At 69.8% G+C, this 23,048-nt stretch carries 17 protein-coding genes and 1 pseudogene; 5 read left to right on the forward strand and 13 right to left on the reverse strand.

Going from position 1 to position 23,048, the window contains the following annotated elements; all coding sequences use genetic code 11:
• Nucleotides 1-78 precede the first annotated feature (78 nt).
• Complete coding sequence (locus G6N46_RS05140) at nucleotides 79-696, forward strand: antibiotic biosynthesis monooxygenase (RefSeq protein WP_064859527.1); 618 nt, start codon at nucleotides 79-81, stop codon at nucleotides 694-696.
• On the opposite strand, the gene G6N46_RS05145 is transcribed toward G6N46_RS05140, so the two are convergent.
• From G6N46_RS05145 to G6N46_RS05185, 9 genes are all read right to left on the reverse strand, one after another.
• Nucleotides 693-2,012, reverse strand: coding sequence for a replication-associated recombination protein A (locus G6N46_RS05145; protein WP_138249108.1), 1,320 nt, complete (start codon nucleotides 2,010-2,012; stop codon nucleotides 693-695). The two genes, G6N46_RS05140 and G6N46_RS05145, sit on opposite strands and share 4 nt — an antisense overlap.
• A 34-nt stretch (nucleotides 2,013-2,046) precedes the next feature.
• A complete protein-coding gene (locus G6N46_RS05150; RefSeq protein WP_138249107.1) occupies nucleotides 2,047-2,883 on the reverse strand; it encodes a DUF3097 domain-containing protein in 837 nt (278 codons plus the stop codon).
• A gap of 68 nt (nucleotides 2,884-2,951) precedes the next feature.
• On the reverse strand, nucleotides 2,952-3,260 hold the full coding sequence (locus G6N46_RS05155) for a DUF4333 domain-containing protein (RefSeq protein WP_226521868.1): 309 nt from the start codon (nucleotides 3,258-3,260) through the stop codon (nucleotides 2,952-2,954).
• Between the two features lie 33 nt (nucleotides 3,261-3,293).
• On the reverse strand, nucleotides 3,294-4,343 hold the full coding sequence (locus G6N46_RS05160; RefSeq protein WP_138249106.1) for a zinc-binding metallopeptidase family protein: 1,050 nt from the start codon (nucleotides 4,341-4,343) through the stop codon (nucleotides 3,294-3,296).
• On the reverse strand, nucleotides 4,336-5,232 hold the full coding sequence (locus G6N46_RS05165; RefSeq protein ID WP_133426692.1) for a transglutaminase family protein: 897 nt from the start codon (nucleotides 5,230-5,232) through the stop codon (nucleotides 4,336-4,338). Before G6N46_RS05165 ends, G6N46_RS05160 begins: the two co-directional genes overlap by 8 nt.
• The gene (locus G6N46_RS05170; protein ID WP_138249105.1) at nucleotides 5,229-7,913 is read right to left on the reverse strand and encodes a circularly permuted type 2 ATP-grasp protein; all 2,685 of its coding nucleotides are present in this window, start codon (nucleotides 7,911-7,913) and stop codon (nucleotides 5,229-5,231) included. Before G6N46_RS05170 ends, G6N46_RS05165 begins: the two co-directional genes overlap by 4 nt.
• Nucleotides 7,913-11,179 (reverse strand): transglutaminase family protein, encoded by a 3,267-nt coding sequence (locus G6N46_RS05175; RefSeq protein ID WP_138249104.1) that lies wholly within the window; start codon nucleotides 11,177-11,179, stop codon nucleotides 7,913-7,915. The genes G6N46_RS05170 and G6N46_RS05175 overlap by 1 nt, the downstream gene beginning before the upstream one ends.
• 47 nt (nucleotides 11,180-11,226) lie before the next feature.
• Nucleotides 11,227-12,138 carry a DUF389 domain-containing protein gene (locus G6N46_RS05180; protein WP_133426695.1) on the reverse strand — a complete coding sequence of 304 codons (912 nt, stop codon included), beginning with the start codon at nucleotides 12,136-12,138 and terminating at the stop codon, nucleotides 11,227-11,229.
• A 9-nt stretch (nucleotides 12,139-12,147) separates the two neighbouring features.
• On the reverse strand, nucleotides 12,148-12,624 hold the full coding sequence (locus tag G6N46_RS05185; protein ID WP_138249103.1) for a winged helix-turn-helix transcriptional regulator: 477 nt from the start codon (nucleotides 12,622-12,624) through the stop codon (nucleotides 12,148-12,150).
• Between the two features lie 96 nt (nucleotides 12,625-12,720).
• Between G6N46_RS05185 and G6N46_RS05190 the strand changes: the two genes are divergently transcribed.
• Nucleotides 12,721-13,905 (forward strand): thiolase family protein, encoded by a 1,185-nt coding sequence (locus tag G6N46_RS05190; protein ID WP_138249102.1) that lies wholly within the window; start codon nucleotides 12,721-12,723, stop codon nucleotides 13,903-13,905.
• A gap of 3 nt (nucleotides 13,906-13,908) precedes the next feature.
• On the opposite strand, the gene G6N46_RS05195 is transcribed toward G6N46_RS05190, so the two are convergent.
• A complete protein-coding gene (locus G6N46_RS05195) occupies nucleotides 13,909-14,340 on the reverse strand; it encodes a nitroreductase family deazaflavin-dependent oxidoreductase (RefSeq protein WP_138249101.1) in 432 nt (143 codons plus the stop codon).
• Between the two features lie 78 nt (nucleotides 14,341-14,418).
• On the opposite strand from G6N46_RS05195, the gene G6N46_RS05200 reads away from it, so the two are divergent.
• Together G6N46_RS05200 and G6N46_RS28590 are read left to right on the forward strand one after the other, a co-directional pair.
• On the forward strand, nucleotides 14,419-16,140 hold the full coding sequence (locus G6N46_RS05200; RefSeq protein WP_235688630.1) for a flavin-containing monooxygenase: 1,722 nt from the start codon (nucleotides 14,419-14,421) through the stop codon (nucleotides 16,138-16,140).
• The gene (locus G6N46_RS28590; RefSeq protein WP_235688631.1) at nucleotides 16,137-16,964 is read left to right on the forward strand and encodes an alpha/beta hydrolase; all 828 of its coding nucleotides are present in this window, start codon (nucleotides 16,137-16,139) and stop codon (nucleotides 16,962-16,964) included. The genes G6N46_RS05200 and G6N46_RS28590 overlap by 4 nt, the downstream gene beginning before the upstream one ends.
• Here the strand turns inward: G6N46_RS28590 and aspS are convergent.
• Complete coding sequence (aspS, locus tag G6N46_RS05205; RefSeq protein WP_138249099.1) at nucleotides 16,945-18,711, reverse strand: aspartate--tRNA ligase; 1,767 nt, start codon at nucleotides 18,709-18,711, stop codon at nucleotides 16,945-16,947. The two genes, G6N46_RS28590 and aspS, sit on opposite strands and share 20 nt — an antisense overlap.
• Before the next feature lie 69 nt (nucleotides 18,712-18,780).
• Here aspS and G6N46_RS05210 point away from each other — a divergent pair, with 69 nt between their 5' ends.
• Nucleotides 18,781-19,662, forward strand: a complete 882-nt coding sequence (locus G6N46_RS05210) for an oxidoreductase (RefSeq protein WP_138249098.1) — start codon at nucleotides 18,781-18,783, stop codon at nucleotides 19,660-19,662.
• On the opposite strand, the gene G6N46_RS05215 is transcribed toward G6N46_RS05210, so the two are convergent.
• Both G6N46_RS05215 and G6N46_RS05220 read right to left on the reverse strand, forming a co-directional pair.
• The gene (locus G6N46_RS05215; protein WP_138249097.1) at nucleotides 19,659-22,286 is read right to left on the reverse strand and encodes a LuxR C-terminal-related transcriptional regulator; all 2,628 of its coding nucleotides are present in this window, start codon (nucleotides 22,284-22,286) and stop codon (nucleotides 19,659-19,661) included. The two genes, G6N46_RS05210 and G6N46_RS05215, sit on opposite strands and share 4 nt — an antisense overlap.
• Before the next feature lie 90 nt (nucleotides 22,287-22,376).
• Nucleotides 22,377-23,027 (reverse strand): annotated as a pseudogene (locus tag G6N46_RS05220) (phosphoribosyltransferase); the annotation flags it as partial.
• Nucleotides 23,028-23,048: the final 21 nt, after the last annotated feature.

A 23,048-nucleotide genomic window follows, 5' to 3' on the forward strand; every position in this document is an offset into this window, starting at 1 on the left:
TCGCGGCGCCGCGGAGGACAGTTGTCTCTATCCGGTGGCGCCACCGGAGCGCCGCCCTGAATAACGAGGGGGTGGACCGTGTTCGCACGTTCTACCACGATGATGGCGCGCCCTGATCAGATCGATGCCGGCACTGCCTACATCCGCGACGAGGTCATGCCTACGCTGCAGGAACTTCCCGGGTCGATCGGCCTGTCTCTGATGGTCGACCGGGAATCCGGCCGGTGCATCGCCACCAGCGCGTGGGAGTCCGAGGACGCCCTGCATTACAGCGCCGGCGAGGGCCGCCGGCTCCGCAATCTGGCCGCCGAACGCTTCGGTGGCGGCGCCCCGCTGGTCGAGGAGTGGGAGATCGCCGTGCTGCACCGCGAACGCGGCAACGGCGCGTGCGTGCGCGCGACGTGGCTCACCGTGCCGCCGGATCTCATGGAGGCCGGCATCGACTACTACCGCGACACGGTGCTGCGCCAGATCGAGCATCTGCCCGGGTTCTGCAGCGCCAGCCTGCTGGTCGACCGCGGCTCGGGCCGTGCGGTGTCATCGGCGTCGTTCCGCACCCGCGAGTTGATGGAGGACTACTGGCCGCAGGCCACCGCACTGAAGGTCGAATCGGTGCGGACCGCCGGCGCGACGGAGATCGACGACTGCGCCTTCGATCTGGTCATCGCGCACCTGCGGGTGCCGGAACTGGTTTAGCGCTTGCGCCGGATGATGGCGCGCAGCTTCTCCAGGCGGCCCGCGATCTCGCGTTCCGCCCCGTACGGGGTTGGCCGGTAGTAGTCGACCCCGACCAGCTCATCGGGTGGATACTGTTGCGCCGCAACGCCACCCGGGTGGTCGTGCGCGTACTTGTAGCCCTGGGCGTGCCCGAGAGCGGCAGCACCCGCATAGTGCCCATCCCGCAGATGCGCGGGCACCATGCCGGCCTTGCCGGCCCTGATGTCGGCCATCGCCGCGCCGAGGGCGACGGTCACGGCGTTGGATTTCGGCGCCGTCGCCAGGTGCACCGTCGCCTGGGCGAGCGTCAGCTGGGCTTCCGGTAGCCCGATGAGTTGCACGGTCTGCGCGGCGGCCACCGCCGTCGGCAGTGCGGTCGGGTCGGCGATGCCGATGTCCTCGCTGGCCAGGATCATCAGCCGGCGGGCGATGAACCGCGGGTCCTCCCCCGCGGTCAGCATCCGGGCCAGGTAGTGCAGCGCGGCGTCGACGTCCGAGCCGCGCACCGATTTGATGAACGCGCTGACGACGTCGTAGTGCTGGTCACCGTCGCGGTCGTAGCGCACGGCGGCCTTGTCGAGGGACTGCTCGATGACGTCGACGGTGACGCGTTCGCCCGCTTCGGCCGCGACCTCCAGCGCCGTCAGCGCCCGCCGGGCGTCGCCCGCCGACAGTGTCACCAGCAGCGCGACGGCGTCGTCGTCGACGTCGACGGCACCGCCCAGGCCGCGCGGATCGGTGATCGCCCGCTGCACGACGGTCCGCACGGCGTCGGCCGTCAGCGGTTGCAGCTGCAGGATCAGCGACCGCGACAGCAGCGGTGCCACCACCGAGAACGACGGGTTCTCCGTGGTCGCCGCCACCAGCAGCACCACCCGGTTCTCGACCGCCGCGAGCAGGGCGTCCTGCTGGGTCTTGGAGAAGCGGTGCACCTCATCGATGAACAGCACGGTCTGGCGGCCGTGAATGGCGCTGCGGCGGGCCTCGTCGATCACCGCGCGCACGTCCTTGACGCCGGCCGACAGCGCCGACAGCGCCTCGAACCGGCGGCCGGTGGCCCCCGAGATCAGCGACGCCAGGGTGGTCTTGCCGGTGCCGGGCGGTCCGTAGAGGATGACGCTGGCCGCGCCCGAGCCCTCGACCAGGCGGCGCAGCGGCGAACCGGGTTTGAGCAGGTGGTCCTGGCCGACGACCTCGTCGAGGCCGGCCGGCCGCATCCGTACGGCCAGCGGCGCCTGCACGACGGAGCTCGATGCCGGCTCGGCATCGCCTACGTCGAACAGGCCATCAGACACGGTTCAGGCTTACCACGCCGCACCGACCGGCGGTTCATTCGGCAGGTGCGGTCACGAAGTCGATCAGTTCCTCGACGCGTCCGATCAGCGCGGGTTCCAGGTCGTTCCAGTCCCGCACGCGGCCGCGGATGCGCTGCCACGCCTGGGCGATGTCGGCCTGGTCGGCATGTGGCCAACCCAGCGCGTCGCAGACGCCGTGCTTCCACTCGATACCGCGCGGAATGACCGGCCACGCCGCACGCCCGATCCGGGCGGGCTTGACGGCCTCCCAGATGTCGATGAACGGGTGGCCCACCACCAGCGTGTGTTCACCCCCCGGGCCGCGCCGCACCTGCTCGGCGATGCGCGCCTCCTTCGATCCGGACACCAGGTGGTCGACGAGGACGCCGAGCCGGCGGCCCGGCCCCGGCTGGAATTCACGCACGATGGCCGCCAGATCGTCGACACCGCCGAGGTACTCGACGACGACGCCCTCGACCCGCAGATCGTGTCCCCACACCTGCTCGACCAGTTCGGCGTCGTGGCGGCCTTCCACGTAGATGCGGCTCGCCAGTGCGGTGCGGGCCCGATGTCCTTGCACGGCAACAGAACCCGACGCCGTGCGGGTGGGCGCGGCCGGCGCGGTGCGCTTGGGTGCGGTGAGGATGACGGGCTTGCCGTCGACCAGATAGCCCGGGCCGATGGGGAACGGTTTGCGGTAACCCTCGAAGTCTTCGAGGACCATCCGGCCGTACTCGACCGAGATCACGGCGCCCACGAAGCCGGTCGTGGCGCACTCGACCACGAGCCCCTTCTCGGCGGGCTGCTCGGTCGAACGCTTCCTGGCGTTCGGGTTGCGGGACAGCACATCGGATCCGTATCGGTCACTCACGGCACCGATCCTAGGAACGATCGCGGGCCAGATCCGGTTGCGCCACCCGCGTTTTCGTCACAGACCGGTTACGGGGCCTTCTCGACCTTGATGTCGCAGGTGATGCGCTCACCGTCGACCTTCACGATCTTCATGTGCGCGACGTACTGGACCTTGCGCGGACCGGTGAAGTGACAGTCGAACTGGGCGCCCTTGGTGGCCTCCACGTCGGACGGACACTTCACATCGGTCGGGGTGAACTTGTTCTGATCCGAAACCAGCTTGACGACCTGCTTGGCGGCGTCGTCCGCCTTGACCGTGGTCTTTGAGCTACACGCAGCCGGCGACAGGGCCACCAGACCCATCAGCACCGCTGCCCCCACCCGTACGCGCATCATGGGCGCGATCGTGTCCTATCGCCGTGGGCCGAGTCAACGCGCCGCGCGGGGGGCACCGGCCTCGTCGACCGCCGTGTGGATGAACCGCATCTTCTCGAGCACCGCGGCCGGCAGCACGAACGGGTACAGGTCGTCCTTGCCCATCGACCGGTTGACCATGTTCAACGCCCAGGCCAGCGGTAGCCAGAGCTCGATGAGGGTGTCAAATCCGCTGGGGCCCAGCACCCGACGTTCGAAGGTGGCACCGGCGGGCGCGAAACCGAAGGCCGCCGCGGTGTCGAGTGCGTCCCGGATGTGCAGATAGTGCGCGAACGTCTCGGCCCAGTCCTCGGCCGGATGCATCGTCGCGTAGGACGACACGTACTGCTCCTCCCACCCGGCGGGCGCACCATCGCGGTAGTGCCGGTCCAGCGCCGCCTGGTAGTCGGCGTCGGGGTCCCCGAACAGTTCGGTGAACCGCGCGACGGCATCGGGCGACGGCTGCACCAGCCGGTAGAAGTAGTAATGCCCGATCTCGTGGCGGAAGTGGCCCAGCAGAGTTCGGTAGGGCTCGGCCATGGCGATGCGCAGTTGTTCGCGGTGCACGTCGTCACCCTCGGCGAGGTCCAGGGTGATGACCCCGTCCTGATGGCCGGTGAACACCTTGTCCACCTCGCTGGACAGCAGGTCGAAGGCCAGACCCTGAGCCGGGTCGCTGTCGCGCCCGATGATCGGCAGGCCCAGCTCCGACAGTTCGGCGATCAGCCGGCGCTTGGCCTGCTCGGCGACCGCGAAGGCCGCCATGGCCTTGGTGTCATCGTCGGCGGGCCGGGTCCGGGTCAACGCGCACGATGGGCACAGTTGCCGCACCGGCTCGATCCGGACCAGCCAATTGCATTGCGCCAAATGCAGATTCGCGCACAGCTGGTAGTCGGTCGAGGCCACCGCGCCGGCATGGTCGCTGTCGCCGTTGCTGTCCGGCGGCGCGATCACCAGCAGCGCCATGTCGTCCAGGGAGAAGCCGAGCGCGCTGCCGCAGCCCAGGCACAGCGAGTTCTCGAAGGCCAGTCGCTGCCCGCAGTTCGGGCAGTTGAAGTCACGCACGCAGTTGTCCTCCCACAATTGGTGCGACGTCGACGGAGACGTCGATGATGCTGCTCTCGGAGTCGGTGTAGATGATGCCGCGCAGCGGCGGCACATCGGCGTAGTCCCTGCCGAACCCCACCACGATGTAGCGCTCGTCGACCATCTGGTCGTTGGTCGGGTCGAGCCCCAGCCACTGGTTCTGCGGCGTCCACACCGACGCCCAGGCATGGGTGGCGTCGATACCCACCATCCGTTCCTTCCCCGGCGGCGGGTCGGTCGCCAGATATCCCGAGACATAGCTCGCCGCAAGACCGTTCGCCCGCAGGCACGCGATGGCCAGGCGGGCGAAGTCCTGACATACCCCTTCGCGGGCGGCCAAAACCTCCGCGACCCGGGTGGACACCGTCGTCGACCCGGACCGGTAGGTGAAGTCGGCGAAGATGCGCGAGTTCAGCTCGCGCAGCACCTCGATCAGCGGCCGGCCGGGCGCGAAACTCGGTGCGGCGTAATCCCGCACCTCGTCGGTGATCTCCGCGGGCTGCAGATCCAGCACGAATTCGGTGGCCAGCGCACCGTCCGGCCCGGACGGCCGGGAGTCCTCCCACGGCGCCACGGCGGCTCCCGCCGCATACCACTCGGCGGGCGGCGGGTCGACCTCGACGATGCTGCGCCCGGTCACGACGAGTTCCTGATGTGGTTGTGTCACATGGAAATACGAGCTGATGTTGCCGTAGGCGTCCCGGCTCGTGGAACGGTCGGCGGGTTCAGGATCGATGTTGAGCCGATACGACTGGCAGCGCTGCTGGCCGCTGTCGCGCGGGGTGAGGAATCCGCGGCCGTACGAGCTGGTGACGACGTCCGAGTAGCGATAGCGCGTGCGGTGGGTGATCTGGTACTCGCGGCTCATGGCATCTGCCGCCGTTCGTCGGGACCCCACAGCGGCTGCATGCCACTCGGCAGGGCCAGGTGGGCGGCGCGGATCAGCTCGGACAGCTCCCGCAGATCGGTGTGCATACCGTCGAGCAGCTCGGCGAGTTCGTCGCGCCGCCCGTCGTCGGTGACGTGCTCGAGGTCGGCCGGATCCTGGCGGCGTAGCCGGGCGGCGATCTCGTCGATCATCCGCTCCGGCCGGGTGGATCCGGTCGAGGACGGCAGTGCCCGCAGATCGGCGCGCAACCGCTCGAACTGGAAGGCCAGCGACCGCGGATTCTCCTCGTCGAACAACACCAGGTCGGCGATGGCTGCCACGCTCACCTGTCCCAGCATGCGCCTGCGGTACATCACCGCCGATTCGCACACCACGAGGACGGACTCGCTGACGGTCCGTTCGGTCTCGGCGCTGTGGGCGGTGGTGAGGGTGGCCCGCAGCAGCGCGGTCAGGCCGAGACCGCGCTCGATGCGCTTGCCGATGTCCATCATCGTCCAGCCGACGTCGCGGACCATGGATTCGGCCGCCACGCCCGACAGGGCCAGCATGCCGGCCAGCGTCTGACTCGGCGCGGTGGACAGGTACGCCTCGCCCTTGGTCTTCGAATCCGGCGGTGGCAGCGTCGTGCCCTGGCGGTGTCGAGCGCGGTCGGACGGCTGCAGCACCGCACGTTCGACGGCGGCCAGCACCATCCAGGTGTCGTTCGACATCTGGTCGCGGACCGCACGCGCGGCCAGGCCCAGCCGTTCCACCGACTGCGCCAGCGAACCCGGGCGGTGCCGGTCCGCGGTGAGCGCCCACAGCGTCGTCGGCGTGATGGCCAGCTGTTCGGCGTAGTCGCCGTCGGCACCGGTGTCGGTGCCGGTGATCCGGCCCAGTGCGGTCAGCAGGACCGGCACGCAGTCGCTGCCGCCGAGGTCCCGCCGGTACCGGAATTCGTGGTAGCGCTCGCGGGTGACGGTGAGCAGCCGCGCGGTGAACTCGGCGCGTTCGGCGTACCGGCCCAGCCAGAACAGGTCGGAGAGCACACGCGGCGAGCTCACGGCGCGGGTCGGGCTCGCCGTCATCCCCGGCAGCTCGACCGGCTGCGCCTGCACGACCGCGGCCCGGTCGGGCGATCGCACCCAGACATCCTTGGCCGCAACGGTTTCCATGCCGTAGGCGGCGTGCCCCCGCGCCAGCACGTAGCCCAGGCCGCCGATCATCGGCGCGTAACCGCCACGCTGGGCGACGGTGAACAGCCGCATCCCGACGCTGCCTGCGGACAGTCCGCTCGGCAGCAGGTCCATCGGGGCCGTGGAGAACTCGGGCAGTTCCTGGCCCATCCATTGCCAGGGGGCGGCGGTGATCCGGGCGGCCAGCGCGGACCGCTTGGCGGCGGACAGGGCCGGGCCGACGATCGCCGGGCCGCCGGTCACCGGCCGGATCAAGAGGGTGGACAGCTTGCTCAACAGATGCGAACGCTCGGCGTCGATGCCGCCCCAGAAACATCGGGCACTCGGCAGGTCCGGCGACTCCCCGGTGAGCAGCTCGGCCAGCTCGGGCAGGAACCGGGTGATTCCCGGGCTCTCGAGGATGCCGCTGCCCAGCGTGTTCACGACCGTCACCGCCCCGCGGCGCAGCACCTCGACGAGTCCCACCACGCCGAGGCGGGAGTCCGGACGCAGATCCAGCGGATCGACGTACTCGGCATCGACCCGGCGAAGTACGACATCGACGCGCTTGAGGGTGCCCAGGGAGCGCATCCAGAGGTTGCCGTCGCGCACGACGAGGTCGGCGCTCTCGACCAACGGGAAGCCCAGCACACCCGCCAGGTAGGCCTGGTCGAAGGCGGTCTCGGAATGACTGCCGGGGCTGAGTACGACGACCACCGGTTCCCGCGCGGCCTCGGGCGCCGCGTCGATCAGTGCCAGCCGCAGCGCCTGCGCCCACGGCGACGCCGGACGCGGGGCCACCTTCTCGTACAGCTCGGGCATGGCGTGCGCGACGACCCGCCGGTCGGCGAGCGCGTATCCGGCCCCCGAGGGCGCCTGCGTCCAGTCCGCGTTGACGACGAAGCCGCCGTCGCGGTGGCGGCTGACGTCGCAGCCGTGCAGGAACAGCTGGTGACGGCCCGGCACCGTGATGCCGCGGGCCGCCCGGACGTAGCCGGGGTGGGCGTACACCAGCTCCGGCGGCAGCACCCCGGAGGTGATGGCGCGGCGCGCGCCGTACAGGTCGGTGAGCACCGCGTCGAGCAGCCGGGAACGCTGCACCAGTCCGGATTCGAGGGTGCGCCAGTCGGCCGCGGACAACACCAGGGGCAGCGCATCGAGCTGCCAGGTGTCCACCACCGGCGTGCCGTCGACATCGGTGACGGTCTCACCGTCGCGGTCGACCTGCACGTAGCTGATGCCGTCGTTGTCGACGAGCTCTCGGACTACGCCACGCAGCTGATTCAGGCCGGCTCGGCCGCGGTCGCGGACGCAGTCGGTCAGCTCCTGCCAGGCCGGCCGGATCGCGCCCGACTCATCGACCAGTTCGTCGTAACCGGCCCCGGCGACGTCCCGGACGTCGAACAACGGTTCCTGGGCCCGGTCGGCCCGATACCCGGCCAGTGGGTCGCCGACGGGCGCCGCCTCCTCGGCCAGCTCTGGGGATCTGTGTGTACGGAGAACCATTACCGCAGAACGGTACGCACCCGGCGCAGATCGAGGATGCCCGACGCACCGCCATCGGTGGATTGACGGGCCCGCTTCTCCCGGAGATCGGCCAGATCAACAGTGCCCGGGGTGAATCCGATGGCCTCGAAACGACGGCCCCGACGCGACTCGGCCTCGACGGCGTTGACCGGCGGGGTGTCGTAGGCGCGGCCGCCGGGGTGTGAGACGTGGTAGGTACAGCCACCTTTGGAGAATCCCGTGAAGCCGTCCACCAGCTCGAACCGCAGCGGCCCGTCGACGGTGATGGTGGGGTGCAGCGCGCTCGGAGGTTGCCACGCCCGGTACCGGACGCCGCCGACCTGGACGTCCGGTGAGTCGGTGGCGAGCAGCGGGATGGGATGGCCGTTGACCGTGACCAGGTACCGGTTGCGGTCGGCGCCGATCAACCGGACCTGCAGCCGTTCCACCGAGGAGTCGACGTAGCGCGCGGTGCCGGTGCCGGTCGATTCCTCACCCAGGGTGTTCCACGGCTCGATGGCGCCGCGCAGCTCCAGTTCGGCGCCGTCCAGGATCACGCTGCCGATCCGCGGAAAGCGGAACTCGGTGAACGGGTCCAGCCAGCTGGTGTCGAACGCGATGCCGTGCGCCCGCAGGTCGGCCGCGACCTCGGCGATGTCTTGGATGATGAAGTGCGGCAACAGGTATCGGCCGTGCAGGTTCTCGCCGTGCCGGATCAGCGGGGCCCGCAGTGGCTCGTCCCAGAACCAGGCGACCAGTGACCGCACCAGCAGCGACTGCACCATGGCCATCTGGAAATGCGGCGGCATCTCGAAGCCGCGGAGCTCGAGCAGGCCGAGCCGGCCGCGGGCGCTGTCGGGGTTGTAGAGCTTGTCGATGCAGAACTCGGCGCGGTGCGTGTTCCCGGTGATGTCGGTCAGGAGGTGCCGCAGGGCGCGGTCGATGGCCCACGGCGATCCCTCAGCGACTCGGTCGATCTCCGCGAATGCGATCTCGAGCTCGTACAGCGCCTCGAGGCGGCCTTCGTCGACACGCGGGGCCTGCGACGTGGTCCCGATGAACCGGCCGGAGAACAGGTACGACAGCGCCGGATGCCGTTGCCAGTACGTCAACATCGACACCAGCAGGTCGGGCCGGCGCAGCAGCGGTGAGTCGGCGGGCGTGACGCCGCCGAGGGTGATGTGGTTGCCGCCACCGGTGCCACCGTGGGTGCCGTCGACGTCGAAGGACTCCGTGCCGAGCCGGGCCTGCCGGGCCGCCTCGTACAGCGTCTCCAGTTGTGCGGCCTGCTCGGCGAAGCCCGCCGTCGGCGCCACGTTGACCTCGATGACGCCGGGGTCGGGGGTGACGGTCATCTGCTGGAGCCTGGCGTCCGGCGGCGGTCCGTAGCCTTCGAGCACGACGGGCACGCCGATGTTCGCGGCGGCCTTCTCGATCCGTCCGACCAGATCGGCGAAATCGTCGAATTCCGTTGTGGGCGGCAGGAATACGTACAGCAGGCCGTCACGTACCTCGGCCACCAGGGCGGTGGTGGGCGCGCCGTCGGCGCTGACGACGGTCGCCGGTCCGGCGGGGTTGTCGGCGCGCCCGGGCGCCAGCGGGTCGGCGTCGGGCACCGGCCGCGGCGGCTGCCAACTGATCGAGTTCAGCGGCAACCGCAAGCCCGCCGGGGAATCGCCGCCCGTGAGCACCAGTCGCCCGCGGCGCAGGCGCCAGTCGGCGGAGACCCAGCCGGAGTCGTCGTCGCTGCGGTGCAGCGGCAGGACGTGGGCCGCGGGTTCGGTGACCGCGGCATCGAGCTTGTCCGCCAGGGCTTTCCGCTGTGCCGCGCCGTCGTCGGCCAGATCGTCGGTGACCGGATCCCCTTCGGGCCGGCGGACGGCGTCGGCCAGCCGGGCGAGGGCGTCCTCGTACGCCGGACGCACCTGGCTGTCCGGCAATCCGAGTCCGGCGGCGATCTCGGCAAGCAGCCGGCGCGCCGCATCCGTTGCGGCCGCATGAGACTCCCCGGACCATGGATCGGCCAGCAGCGTCGCATCGGTCCACAGCGGCGTCCCGTCGGTGCGCCACATCAGCCCGATCTGCCAGCGCGGCAACGGCTCTCCCGGATACCACTTACCCTGGCTGCGCTGCACCAGCCCGTCGGGCGCCCAGGCGGCTTTCAGCTGCGCGGTCAGCGCGGAAGCGAGTGTGCGCTTGTGCGGTCCGTCGGCGGCCGTGGTCCATTCGTCGTCGGTCTGGTTGTCGATCGAGACGAAGGTGGGTTCGCCGCCGACCGTCAGGCGCACGTCGCGTTCGGCCATCCGGTCGTCGATGACTGCGCCGAGGGCTTGGATCGATTCCCACGCCTGTTCGGTGTAGGGCAGGGTGACGCGCGGGTCCTCGTGCACCCGCGTCACCACGTTGACGAAGTCGAGGGTGGATTCGCACGGTTCGACGGCGCCGGTGATCGGGGCCGCCGATTCCGGGTGCGGCGTCGCCGACAGCGGGATGTGGCCCTCCCCGGCGAGCAGACCGGAGGTCGGGTCGAGGCCGACCCAGCCGGCGCCAGGGATGTACACCTCGGTCCAGGCGTGCAGGTCGGTGAAGTCGGCGGCGGGGCCCGAGGGTCCGTCGAGCGCCTCGATGTCGGCGCTCAGCTGTACGAGATAACCGGACACGAAGCGGGCCGCGAAGCCCATCTTCCGCAGGATCGCGACCAGGAGCCAGGCGGAGTCCCGGCACGAGCCGATGCCGGTGCGCAGGGTGAAATCCGGTGTCTGGACGCCGGGTTCGAGGCGGACGCTGTAGCCGACGTCGGCGGTGACCGCCCGGTTCAGCGACACCAGGAAGTCGATGGTGCCGGTGCCCGGCACCACGTCGAAGTTCCGGACCCAGGCCGCCGTCAGATCGTCGGCGTCGTCGACGGGACGCAGGTAGGGCTTGAGGTCCTCGAGCAGGTTGTCCGGGTAGGCGAACGGGACGGTTTCGGCCCATTCCTCGATGAAGAAGTCGAACGGGTTGATGACCTTGAGGTCGGCGATCAGGCCGACGGTGATGCTCAGGCGGGTGGCGCGGTTCGGAAATACCAAGCGCCCCACGAAGTTACCGAAGGCGTCCTGTTGCCAGTTGATGAAGTGGTCGGCGGGTTCGACCTGCAGCGAGTAGGCCTCGATCGGCGTGCGCGAGTGCGGCGCGGGACGCAGCCGGACCACGTGCGGGTACACCTTGACCAGCCGGTCGAACGTGTAGCTCGTGCGGTGCTCCAGCGCCACCTTGATTGCCATAGCGATCGATCCCACCACAAGAACCGGCAGGTCGCAGGGCGAGAAAATTAGTGGCGGCGGGCCCGGTTGTACCCGGCCAGGACCAGCACCCCCGCCGCCACGATGCCGACCATGTTGACTGCCAGCTGTCCGGCCGACGCCAGGGCCACATCCCAGTCGCGTGTGGTGGCCGCGACCACCGACATGCCGGCCGCGGGGACCGTCGTCACCGAGATGAAGACCCCAACCAGTGCAGCCGATTTCGAGGTCACGAGGGAAAGCATCCCGGCCGCTCCGGCCAGCAGTGCCACCACGAACGAGAACGGGCCGACCTGGAAGATGAAGTCGACGTTCTGCAGCTGGTGGATGCTGCGCAGCGTCACCCAGCCCAGCGCCTCGAAGCCGAGCGTGGCCACGGCTGTGACGAGCATCGCCGCCGGGAAGCCGACGAGCAGGGCCAGCGCCGCGCGTTTGGCGAGATAGCCCTTGCGCCGCACCACCGCCACCGCCAGCGCGGCCAGCGGCCCGAATTCGGGGCCCACCACCATCGCGCCGACGACGGTGATCGCCGAATCGGTCAGGACGCCGACCGCGGCCAGCAGACATGCGATGCACAGGAACGCCATGTAGGAGATGCCGAGGCTGCTCTGCTCCCGGGTGCGCAGCACCAGCTCGTCCCAGACCACGGCGTCTTCGCCGTCGCCGTCGATCTCGTCCTCGGCGCGGTAGGCGGCCGTCGACAGCACGGTGTCGAGCACCTCCATCGTGATGGCGCCGTCCTGGTCGATGCCGAGCGCCCGCAGCCCGCTGATCAGCCCGTCGGCGGCGTCGCGGGCGATGTCGGCGGTGATCACGTCGCCGCGCGGATCGATCGCGGCGCCCGGGTGGGCCACCACGTTGGCGATGCCGCCGTGGTGCCGGTAGAGCTCGAGCACCGAATCGGCGAGTTCCGGCGGGGTGATCACGCGTAGATGCAGCACGGCCGAAGATTACCGACCGCGGCGGCGTGCCAGCTTCATCCCGAGTTCGTCGGGCGGCACTTCGTGTCCGTCCGCGCACCGAATCTGGACCGTGGCATCGGCGCCGCAGCCCAGGTGGGTCAGCCGCAGGCCGGTGTCGCCCAGGTGTTTGCGGCCCCACTCGAACATCGCCCACACCACCGGCATGAAGTCCGTGCCGGCCTGCGTCAGCACATACTCGTCGCGGCTGCGCTGACCCGGCTCCTGGTACGGTCGTTTCGTCAGCAGGCCGGCCGCCACCAGTTCCGCGAGCCGTGCCGACGTGGCGGCCTTGGTGATGCCGACCCGCTTGGCGAAGTCGTCGAAACGTGTTGTGCCGTAGTAGGCCTCGCGCATGAGCAGCATGGCGGATTTGGTGCCCACCAACGACATCGTCTTCTCGATGGCGCACTGACCGACCGCCGACCACTTGTCGCGTTCGGCGAGCACACCCTGTAGCGCTGTCATGCGGATCACTCTACCGCTGGGTTGCTCTTGCCATACCCAGGTGTTAGATCTGAGTATAGGAAGCAGTACTCAGCGTGGAGTTACAGGAGGATTCTCATGTCGGGATACACAGACCGCGATGCCGTGATCGTCGCGGCGGTACGCACGCCGGTCGGCAAGGGTAAGGCGAACGGCGCGCTGCACGACGTCCTCCCCGCCGATCTGCTCGCCCACAGCCTGCGGTCCGTGGTCGAACGCACGGGCGTCGACCCCGTCCTGGTCGACGACGTCATCAGCGGCGCGGTCACGCAAGCCGGCGATCAGGCCGCCAACATCGCCCGAAACGCCGTGCTGGGCGCGGGTTTTCCCGAGAGTGTGCCCGGCACCACCGTCGACCGGCAGTGTGGCAGTTCGCAGCAGGCCATCTCGTTCGCCGCGCAGGGCGTGCTGGCCGGGTCCTACGACGCGGTGATCGCCGCGGGCGTCGAGTCGATGTCCCGCGTCCCGATGGGCGCCGCCGTCCTGCCGGGCAGCAACCCGTTCGGTGTCGGCATGGCCGAGCGCTACCCCGAGGGGCTTGTCCCCCAGGGCATCAGCGCCGAGCTGATCGCGGCGCGCTGGAACTTCTCCCGGACCCAGCTGGACGAATTCTCCGCCGCCAGCCACGAGAAGGCGGCCCGCGCCGCCAAGGACGGGCTGTTCGACAACGAACTGGTGCCGGTGGCGGGCCTGACCGCCGATGAGATCATCCGGCCGGGCACCTCGGTGGAGACGCTGTCCGGCCTGAAGCCGGCGTTCTACAGCGACGCCTACGCCGCGCGCTTCCCCCAAATCCGTTGGGAGATCACGCCCGGCAACTCGTCGCCGCTGTCCGACGGCAGCGCCGCGGTCATGATCACCAGCGGTGCCTTCGCCCGCGGCCACGGGCTCACGCCACTCGCCCGCATCCACACCATGACCGCGGTGGGATCGGATCCGCTGTATATGCTGACCGGCGTCATCCCGGCGACCGAGAAGGTGCTGGCCCGCTCCGGGCTGTCACTGTCCGACATCGACCTGTTCGAGGTGAACGAGGCGTTCGCGCCGGTCGTGCTCGCCTGGGCGGCCGACACCGGGGCGGACCTCGCCAAGACCAACGTCAACGGCGGCGCCATCGCCATCGGCCACCCGCTCGGCGCCAGCGGCGCCCGCATCATGAGCACCCTGGTCAATGCCCTCGACCAGCGCGGCGGACGCTACGGCCTGCAGGTCATGTGTGAGGGCGGCGGCATGGCGAACGCCACCATCATCGAGCGGCTGTAGCGCTCAGGCGCGGACGAGTTCGAACAGCGGGATGACGCGCGACGTCTTCGCCTGGTAGTCGGCGAAGACGGGGGCCACGGCCGTGATCAGCGGATACGTGGCCTCGCGCTCGTCATCGGGCAGTTCGCGGGCGACGACGTCGTACTCGTCTTCGCCGATCTCGATGCGGGCCGCCGGGTTGGCGCGCAGGTTGTGGACCCAGTCGGGGTGCGTGGGAGCGCCGGCCTTGGAACCGACGATGAGGATCTTCCCGTCGACCGGGAGGTACGCCAGCGGCGACATGCGCGGCTGACCCGACTTGGCGCCCGTGGTGTGCAACAGCAGCAGGTTGCCACCCTCGAACTGTCCACCGACCTTGCCGCCGTTGGCGCGGAACTCGTCGACGATGGCGGCATTGAAGGCATGGAAGGACGCGGCGTCCGTGAATTCGGTCATGCCTGACCCAACCGCCTAAACCGGCACAAATGTTCCCGTCACGGCGCGATACTTGCGTGGGAATTGACGGAGGTGCCAATGACGTCCGAAGTCGACGCCGTCGTGGTCGGAGCCGGGTTCGCCGGCCTGTATCTGGTGCACCGGCTCCGCGAGCGCGGATTTTCGGTGCGCGTCTTCGAAGCCGCCGACGACGTCGGCGGCACCTGGTACTGGAACCGGTACCCGGGCGCGCGCGTCGACATCCCGAGCCTCGACTACATGTTCAGCTTCGACCCGGACTGGCACCGCGACTGGCAATGGTCGGAGAAGTACGCCACCCAGCCGGAGCTCCTGCGGTACCTGAACCATGTCGCCGACAAATTCGACCTGCGCCGCGACATCACGTTCGGCACCCGCGTCACCAGCGCGCACTGGGCCGACGACGGCTGGCGCGTCCGCACCGACCACGGAGACGACGTGGTGTGCGGTCATCTGGTGCTGGCCACCGGCTGCCTGTCGGTCCCCAAGGAACCCGACATCGCGGGCATCGAAACCTTTACGGGCGAAAGGTATTACACCAGTCGCTGGCCCCACGAACCGGTTGACTTCACCGGCAAGCGCGTCGGGGTGATCGGCACCGGGTCCTCGGGCATCCAGTCGATTCCGCTGATCGCCGCACAGGCGGCGCAGCTGACCGTCTTCCAGCGCACGCCGTGTTTCTCCATCCCGGCGCACAACGGGCCGGTGTCGGAGGAGAAGCAGGCCGCGCTGGCCGACGAACCCGCCTACCGCGCGGCGGCACGAGCGTCGTTCGGCGGCGTGCCCCAGGAGCGCACACTGATCCCGACATTCGCGGTGCCCGAGGCCTACCGCCAGCAGCGGTACGAACGCGCCTGGGAGATCGGCGAACTCCTCGAGACGCTCAACATGTTCTCGGACCTGATGAGCAACCCGGCCGCCAACGAGTCGTTCGCCGACTTCGTCCGCGACAAGATCCGCGCCGCGGTGCATGATCCACAGACCGCGGACCTGTTGTGCCCCAAAGATTATCCGGTCGGCGCGAAACGGCTGTGCCTCGACACCGACTACTACGCCACGTTCAACCAGCCCCACGTGCGGTTGGTCGACCTGCGAACCCAGCCACTGGTCGGCGTCACCGGGAGCGGCGTCGCGACCGTGGGTGAATCGTTCGACTTCGACGCGCTGGTGTTCGCGACCGGGTTCGACGCCATCACCGGTGCGGTGACAGCCATCGACATCGTCGGACGCGACGGACTCGCACTGAAAGACAAATGGGCACAAGGGCCGTCGACCTACCTCGGCCTCACCACCACCGGATTCCCGAACCTGTTCCTCATCACCGGACCGGGCAGTCCCTCGGTGCTCTCCAACATGGCGGTGTCCATCGAGCAGCATGTCGAACTCGTCACCGACACCATGGCATATCTCCGAGAACACGGCTTCGACACCATCGAACCAACGCCGACAGCCGAGGCCGGCTGGATGCAGCACGTCGCCGACGCCGGCGCCATCACCATGTTCCCGCAAGCCAATTCGTGGTATGTGGGCGCCAACATCCCCGGCAAGCCCCGCGTCTTCATGCCCTACGCGGCCGGCGTCGACTTCTACGGTGCGGCCTGCGCCGACGTCGTCGGCCGGGACTACCTGGGTTTCCAGCTGACCGGACCGGCCGGCGCGCAGTGCCACGACGGCGTCGTCCGGCGGCTGCAACCGGACGTGCAGGCGGCGCTGGAGATGGTGGCGGCCATGAATCCCCGCCACTGGAATCACTACCGGTCGAGGTGGCCCGCGCCGCCATGACCGAGGCCAATGCCGCCCGGCCACCGGGCCCCGACGTCGGCGAGATCATCGACGGCCGATTCCCCGGCGCCGCAGGCGAACTCGAGTACCGGCTGCACCGCCCGGCGACGCCGCGCCCGCACCCGGTGGTCGTCTACTTCCACGGCGGCGGCTGGGTGCTGGGCGACGCGACGTCCGACGATCCGCTGTGCCGCGACCTGTGCGTGCGGGCCGATGCGGTGGTCTTCTCGATGAACTACCGGCACGCACCGGAGCATCCGTTCCCCGCGGCCTTCGACGACGGCGTCGCCGCGCTGCAGTGGGTGGCCGAAAACGCCGCCGCACTCGGCGGACTCCCCGACCGGCTGGCCGTCGCCGGTTGGAGCGCGGGCGGCAACATCGCCGCGGCCGTGTGCCAGTGGGCGCGCGACCACGGCGGCCCGCGCATCAGTGGGCAACTCCTGCTCACCCCGGTGACCGACGCGCAGCCATATCCGTCGTATCAGGAGAACGCCGACGGCTACGGACTCACCGCTCCGCTCATGCAGTGGTTCGCAGACCTCTACGCCGGTCCCGCCGACGATCCGCGGCGGTCACCGTTGCGCGGCAACCTCGCCGGCCTGCCCCCGGCGATGGTGGTGACCTGTGAGTTCGATCCGCTGCGCGACGAAGGCAACGCCTACGCCGCCGCGCTGGCCGCAGCCGGGGTGCCCACCGAGCACGTCCAGGCCCGCGGCCACACGCACCTGTCGACGACGATGGTCGACCTGGTCGTGTCGGGAGCCCCGATCCGCGAGCAAATGGCCGAAGCCCTGCGGAGGTTCCTTACTTCGCCTCAGGCTTGACGTCGATGCCCGACTCCTTGCGCTGCTGCGCGGTGATCGGCGCGGGGGCCTCGGTCAGCGGGTCGACGCCGCCGCCGGACTTCGGGAACGCGATGACGTCGCGGATCGAGTCCACCCCGGCCAGCAGTGCGGTGATGCGGTCCCAGCCGAAGGCCAGACCACCGTGGGGCGGCGCGCCAAAGGTGAAGGCGTCCAACAGGAATCCGAACTTGTCCCGGGCCTCGTCATGGCCGATGCCCATCATCGCGAACACCCGCTCCTGCACGTCGCTGCGGTGGATACGGATCGAACCACCGCCGATCTCGTTGCCGTTGCAGACGATGTCGTAGGCGTTGGACAGCGCCGCGCCGGGATCGGTGTCGAACGTCGACTCCGACTCGGGCGCCGGCGACGTGAACGCGTGGTGCATCGCGGTCCATTTCCCCGAACCGACGGCCACGTCACCGGACGCGGTGGCCTCTTCGGCCGACTCGAACATCGGCCAGTCGACCACCCAGGTGAACGCCCAGGCATTCGGATCGATGAGATCGAGGCGCTTGGCGATCTCGATGCGCGTGGCGCCCAGCAGGGCGCGGGCACCCTTGGCCGCTCCGGCCGCGAAGAAGATGCAGTCCCCCACCTTCGCGCCGACGTGCGCGGCCAGACCGGCGCGCTCGTCGTCGGTGAGGTTCTTGGCCACCGGGCCACCCAGCTCGCCGTCCTCGCCGACGAGCACATAGGCCAGGCCCTTGTGGCCGCGCTGCTTGGCGAACTCCTGCCAGCCGTCCAGCGTGCGGCGCGGCTGCGACGCCCCGCCCGGCATGACGACCGCGCCGACATACGGCGCCTGGAACACCCGGAACGGGGTGTTCTTGAAGTAGTCGGTGCACTCGACGAGCTCGACGGCGAAGCGCAGGTCCGGCTTGTCCGAGCCGTAGCGGCGCATGGCCTCCTCGTAGCTGATGCGCGGCAGCGGCAGCGGCAGGTCGACGCCGATCAGCTGCCACAGCGCCGCGAGCACCTCTTCGGCCACGCCCATGACATCGTCGGCGTCCACGAAGCTCATCTCGAGGTCCAGCTGGGTGAACTCGGGCTGGCGGTCGGCGCGGAAATCCTCGTCGCGGTAGCAGCGCGCGATCTGGTAGTAGCGCTCCATGCCCGCCACCATGAGCAGCTGCTTGAACAGCTGCGGGCTCTGCGGCAGCGCGTAGAACGAGCCCGGCTGCAGGCGGGCGGGCACCAGGAAGTCGCGGGCGCCCTCGGGGGTCGACCGGGTCATGGTCGGCGTCTCGATCTCGACGAAGTCGTGCCTGTCGAGCACGGCGCGGGCCGCGGCGTTGACCTTGGAGCGCAACCGGATTGCGTTGCCCGGGCCTTCCCGGCGCAGGTCCAGATAGCGGTACTTCAGACGTGCTTCCTCGCCCGGGGTCTCGTCGAGCTGGAACGGCAGCGGCGCGCTCTCCGAGAGCACTTCCAGCGTCGTCGCGTTGACCTCGATGTCGCCGGTGGCGATGTCCTTGTTGGCGTTGCCGTCCGGCCGCACCTCGACGACGCCCGTGACCAGGACGCAGAACTCGGCGCGCAGCCGGTGCGCCTGCTCCAGCACTGCGGCGTCGCGGAACACCACCTGGGAGACCCCGGAGGCGTCGCGCAAGTCGATGAAGATGACGCCGCCGTGGTCGCGCCGGCGCGCCACCCATCCGGCGAGGGTCACCGTCTGACCGGCATCGGTGGACCGCAACGAACCGGCGGCGTGGCTGCGCAACACGAAAATCTCCTCTGACGTCTGAATCGACCGCTAAGTCTAAGGGGCGCCCCGACCGGTACTTTGGCGACAGTGAGCTTTGCCCTCGTCGGACCGGGTGCCATCGGATCAACCATCGCCGCGCTGCTGTACGCCGCGGGCCATGAGGTGCAGCTGTGCGGCCGGACCGCGCGGCAACAGATCGAGGTTCGGGTCGATGGCCAGGAGCCCATCGTCGTCCCGGGCCCGGTGCACACCGACCCTGACACCGTCGCCGGGCCGGTCGACGTGGTGCGACTGGCGGTCAAGGACACCCAGTACGCCGCGTCCGGGCCGTGGCTGGCCCGTTTGTGCGGCCCGAACACCGTGGTCTGCGCACTGCAGAACGGTGTCGAGCAGACTGACCGGCTGCGGCCCTACTGCCCTGAATCGGCCGTCGTACCCGCGGCGATCTGGATCGCCGCGGAGACCCGCCCCGAGGGCTGGGTGCAGGTGCTGAGCGCTCCCCGGCTGGTGCTGCCCGACGACGCGGCCGCGGCCCGTCTCGCGGCGGACCTGGACGGCAGCGGGATCGCCGTCGAGCTGGACCCGGACTTCCTGAGCGCGGCATGGCGCAAGCTGTTGGTCAACGCCGTGGTGGGATTGATGGTGCTGTCCGGCCGGCGCTCCGGGATGTTCCGGCGCGACGATGTCGCCGCCCTGGCCCGCAGGTATCTGGCCGAGTGCCTCGCGGTCGCGCGAGCCGAGGGCGCGACACTGCCCGACGGCGTCGTCGACGAGATCGCCGACATGTTGAAGCAGGCCCCGACCGACATGGCGACGTCGATGCTGATCGACCGCGAAGCGCATCGCCCGCTGGAATGGGACATCCGTAACGGTGTCATCCAGCGAAAGGGCGCCGCGCACGGCATCCCCACCCCGATCAGTGACGTCCTGGTGCCGCTGCTCGCCGCGGCCGGCGACGGACCGGGCTAGCGCCGGCCGAAGACGAGCTCGACCAACTGGTCGCGGCTGTTGACGCCGACGCGCTGACACGCCCGGAAGATGTGCCCCTCCACGGAGCGACGGGACATCCCGAGCCGCTCGGCGATGGCGGTGTTGGTCAGCCCCTTGGCCGCCAAGGCGACGATCTCGCGTTGCCGGACGGTGATCGCCGGCGGGGTGGCCGCGGCCCGCAGCGCCGGGGTGTCGGCGCCGCCGCATTCGGCCGCCAGTCGCGCGGCGGTGGTTGCCGCGCCGAGGCCCGATCCGCGCAGTCCGGCCTGCTGGTAGACGGCCGCGGCCTGCGCCGCGGCGTCGGCGGCGGCCAGCCGGTCCCCGAAGTGTTCGTAACGTTTGGACGCCTCGACCAGCCCGTCACCGTCGGCGGCCGCCAGCGCGACGGCGTGTGCGGCAGCGGCCGCCGCTCGCGGACCCCGTACCGTCAGCGAGAGCTCGGCGAGACGATCAGCGGTGGTCTGATCACCGAATTGCGTTGCGGTCTGCAGGAGCATGACCTCCCAGCCCACCCTGCCGAGCCGCCGCTCCCGCTCAGCAGCCGTGCGGACTATCGAAATCGCTTCGGACACAGCACCTTCGGCGGCGCTGACCCACGCGCGGGCCAGGATGCGGTCGGGATCGCGCGCACAGGCGTCCGGGTCCGCCTGCCACCAGGGCGTGGCGTCGAATTCGCGGCGGGCGTCGACAGCACGACCGGCCATGGCGTCGGCACTGGCCAGCCAGAGGCGGGCGAGCATCTTGCGCATACTGCCGCTGTCGCGGGCACCGAAGTCGGCGAGCGACTCCTGGCACAGCCGGTGGGCATCGGTCAGGGCACCCCGGCTGATGGCGGACAGCCCCGCTACGAACGCATGCCACGACTCGGCGACCTGCCATGACCCCTCGATCGGCACATCGACGGTGTCGCGGCGGATGCGCGCGATGGTGACGTCGGCCTGATCGAGCGTCCCGGCGAGGCGTTGCATGTGCGCGTACAGGAAGGCCAGCGGCAGCCGTAGGTGTGACACCTCCGGCGCGGTGTCGGCTAGGCGGTACCCGGCCTCGACCACCTCGTCGACCTCGTCGATGCGGCCGAGCTCACCCAGGCTGCTCACCAGCGCCCACGTCGACAGCATCCGGGCGATCGCATCCGAGTCCGGGTCATCGATGACCCTGCGGGCCTGCTCGATGGCCGCTGCCGACCGGCCGCGCGCCACGTCGATCGATGCCCGCAACGCCAGTGCGGTGGCCGCGACAGTCGCGTCCCCGGCGGGCACTTCGGCATCGAGTTCGGCTTCGGCTCGGGCCGTGTGGCCGAGAATCACCGCGAAGTTCAGGGCACGCAACAGCGCGATCTGTACGCGCAGCGGACCCGATGTCTCCGCGGCAAGTTGAGCGAAGATGGCCTCGACTTCCTCGCCACGCTCCTGCCAGATCAACGCCATCGACAGCGCGATGCTGGCTTCCAACCCACCCCCGGCTGCGACCGCACGCGTGCCCAGCGACTCGGCGAGCCGCATGTCGGTCAGCTGGATGGCGGCCGACGTGGCCGCGTTCAGCACCGCGGGATCCGGTGCGAGATCGGAGCCAAGGGCCAGTACCGCGCGACGAACCAGGTCCCGCGGATCGGTGGCGGGCCGGGCGGTGAGCGCAGCGGCGATCTGGCCGTGCAGGCGCCGCATCCGTACCGAACCGGTGCGCCGGACTTCACCGAGCATCGGATGGGACAACCGCACCGAAGCGGGTGCCGTGCTGCGGTCGACACGGATCAGGCCGAGCGATTCCGCCTCGGCGACAGCGCCCGGTTCGGTGACCGCGGCCAGGATGTCGGTGTCGAGCGGTTCGGTGACGGCGAGCGCATCGAGCACGTCGCGCGCCGCCTCCGGAATCTGGCCGATCCTGGTGGTGAGCAGTTCGGCGAGAGTCGGTGTGAGCCGCGGCTGGCCCGCCCAGAGCCATACCCCCGAATGCCGCGTCAGCCGACCGGCACTGACCTCGGTGTCCAACAGATGGCGCAGATACAGCACGTTGCCCTGCGTGTACTGCCACAGTTGCTGCACGCACCGGGAGTGCACCGGACCGCCCAGGATGTGCTCCACCAGCTTTCCGATCTCGGGCAGCGAAAGCGGTTGCAGCTCAATGCGTTCCAGCACATCGTCTTTCCAGATGACGGTGATGGCATCCGGGGCCGGTTCACCGGACCGCACGGTCAGCACGACGGTGGCCAGCCGGCGGGTGACGAGTTGGTGCACCGCGAATGCCGACAGGTCGTCGAGCAGGTGGGCGTCATCGACGCCGACCACCACGCTTCCGTTCGGCGCAGTCCCGATCACCCCGTCGATCACCTCGCGTACCCGCCGCAGCGGATCGGGGCCGAAGTCGCTGACGACATCGGCGAACGCACCCAGTGGAATGGTGCGCGCCGATGCGGTTCCGGCGATCCACCGCGAGCGCCCGGGTGGCCGGCATACAGCGACGGCTTCACGGGCCAGGCGTGTCTTCCCGACCCCCGCCTCGCCCGCCAACACGATGCCGCGGGCCCGGTCCGCGCCGCGCCGAGTCGCACCCGAGATCACGCGCAGTTCCTCGGCTCGTCCGTGCAGGGGCCATTCGTGGAGCACCGACCGATCACCCCCGGGCCACAGCAAACTCACACCATTTGCATCAGATGCTGCCAGGTTGGCCGGGGCCAAACAATAGCTGCTCTAACGCAGCAGCTCGCGCACCTCCTCGTCACTGACCTGACCGAAATCACGGTAGGACTCCCCCACGGCGGCAAAGGGCGTCGGCATATCGGCGCACACCACGTCGTCCGCGATCCCCATGAGTTGGCGGCACGCCGCTTCGGTGCCGACGGGCACCGCCACGACCAACGTCCGCGGCCCGCGCTCGCGCACCACTTCGGCGGCGACACGCATGCTGGCTCCGGTGGCCATGCCGTCGTCGGCGAGGATCACGGTGCGCCCCTTGACGTTCGGCGGTGGCCGCCCCTGGCGGTAATCGGTTTCGCGCCGTTGTAACTCACGGCCCTCGGCTTCCGCGACCGCGGACAGCGTCTGCTGCGAAATCTGCAGTGGCCCAACGACATCCTGATTCACGACGACGTGACCGCCGCCGCCGATCGCGCCCATCGCGTACTCCTCGTGACCGGGGACGCCCAGTTTGCGAATGATCAGCGCGTCCAGCGGCGCGTCGAGAGCGCCGGCGATCTCCCGAGCGACGGGCACGCCGCCCCGGGCCAGACCGAGCACGACGACATCACGCCTGCCGCGGTACGCCGTCAGCAGACCGGCCAATACGCGCCCCGCTTCTGAACGATCACGAAAGACGCGCCTCGATGCATGGTGTCGCGTAGTTCCGATCCTATTCCCATCAGCGCTTTT

This window comes from Mycolicibacterium phocaicum, assembly GCF_010731115.1.
Taxonomy (GTDB): domain Bacteria; phylum Actinomycetota; class Actinomycetes; order Mycobacteriales; family Mycobacteriaceae; genus Mycobacterium; species Mycobacterium phocaicum.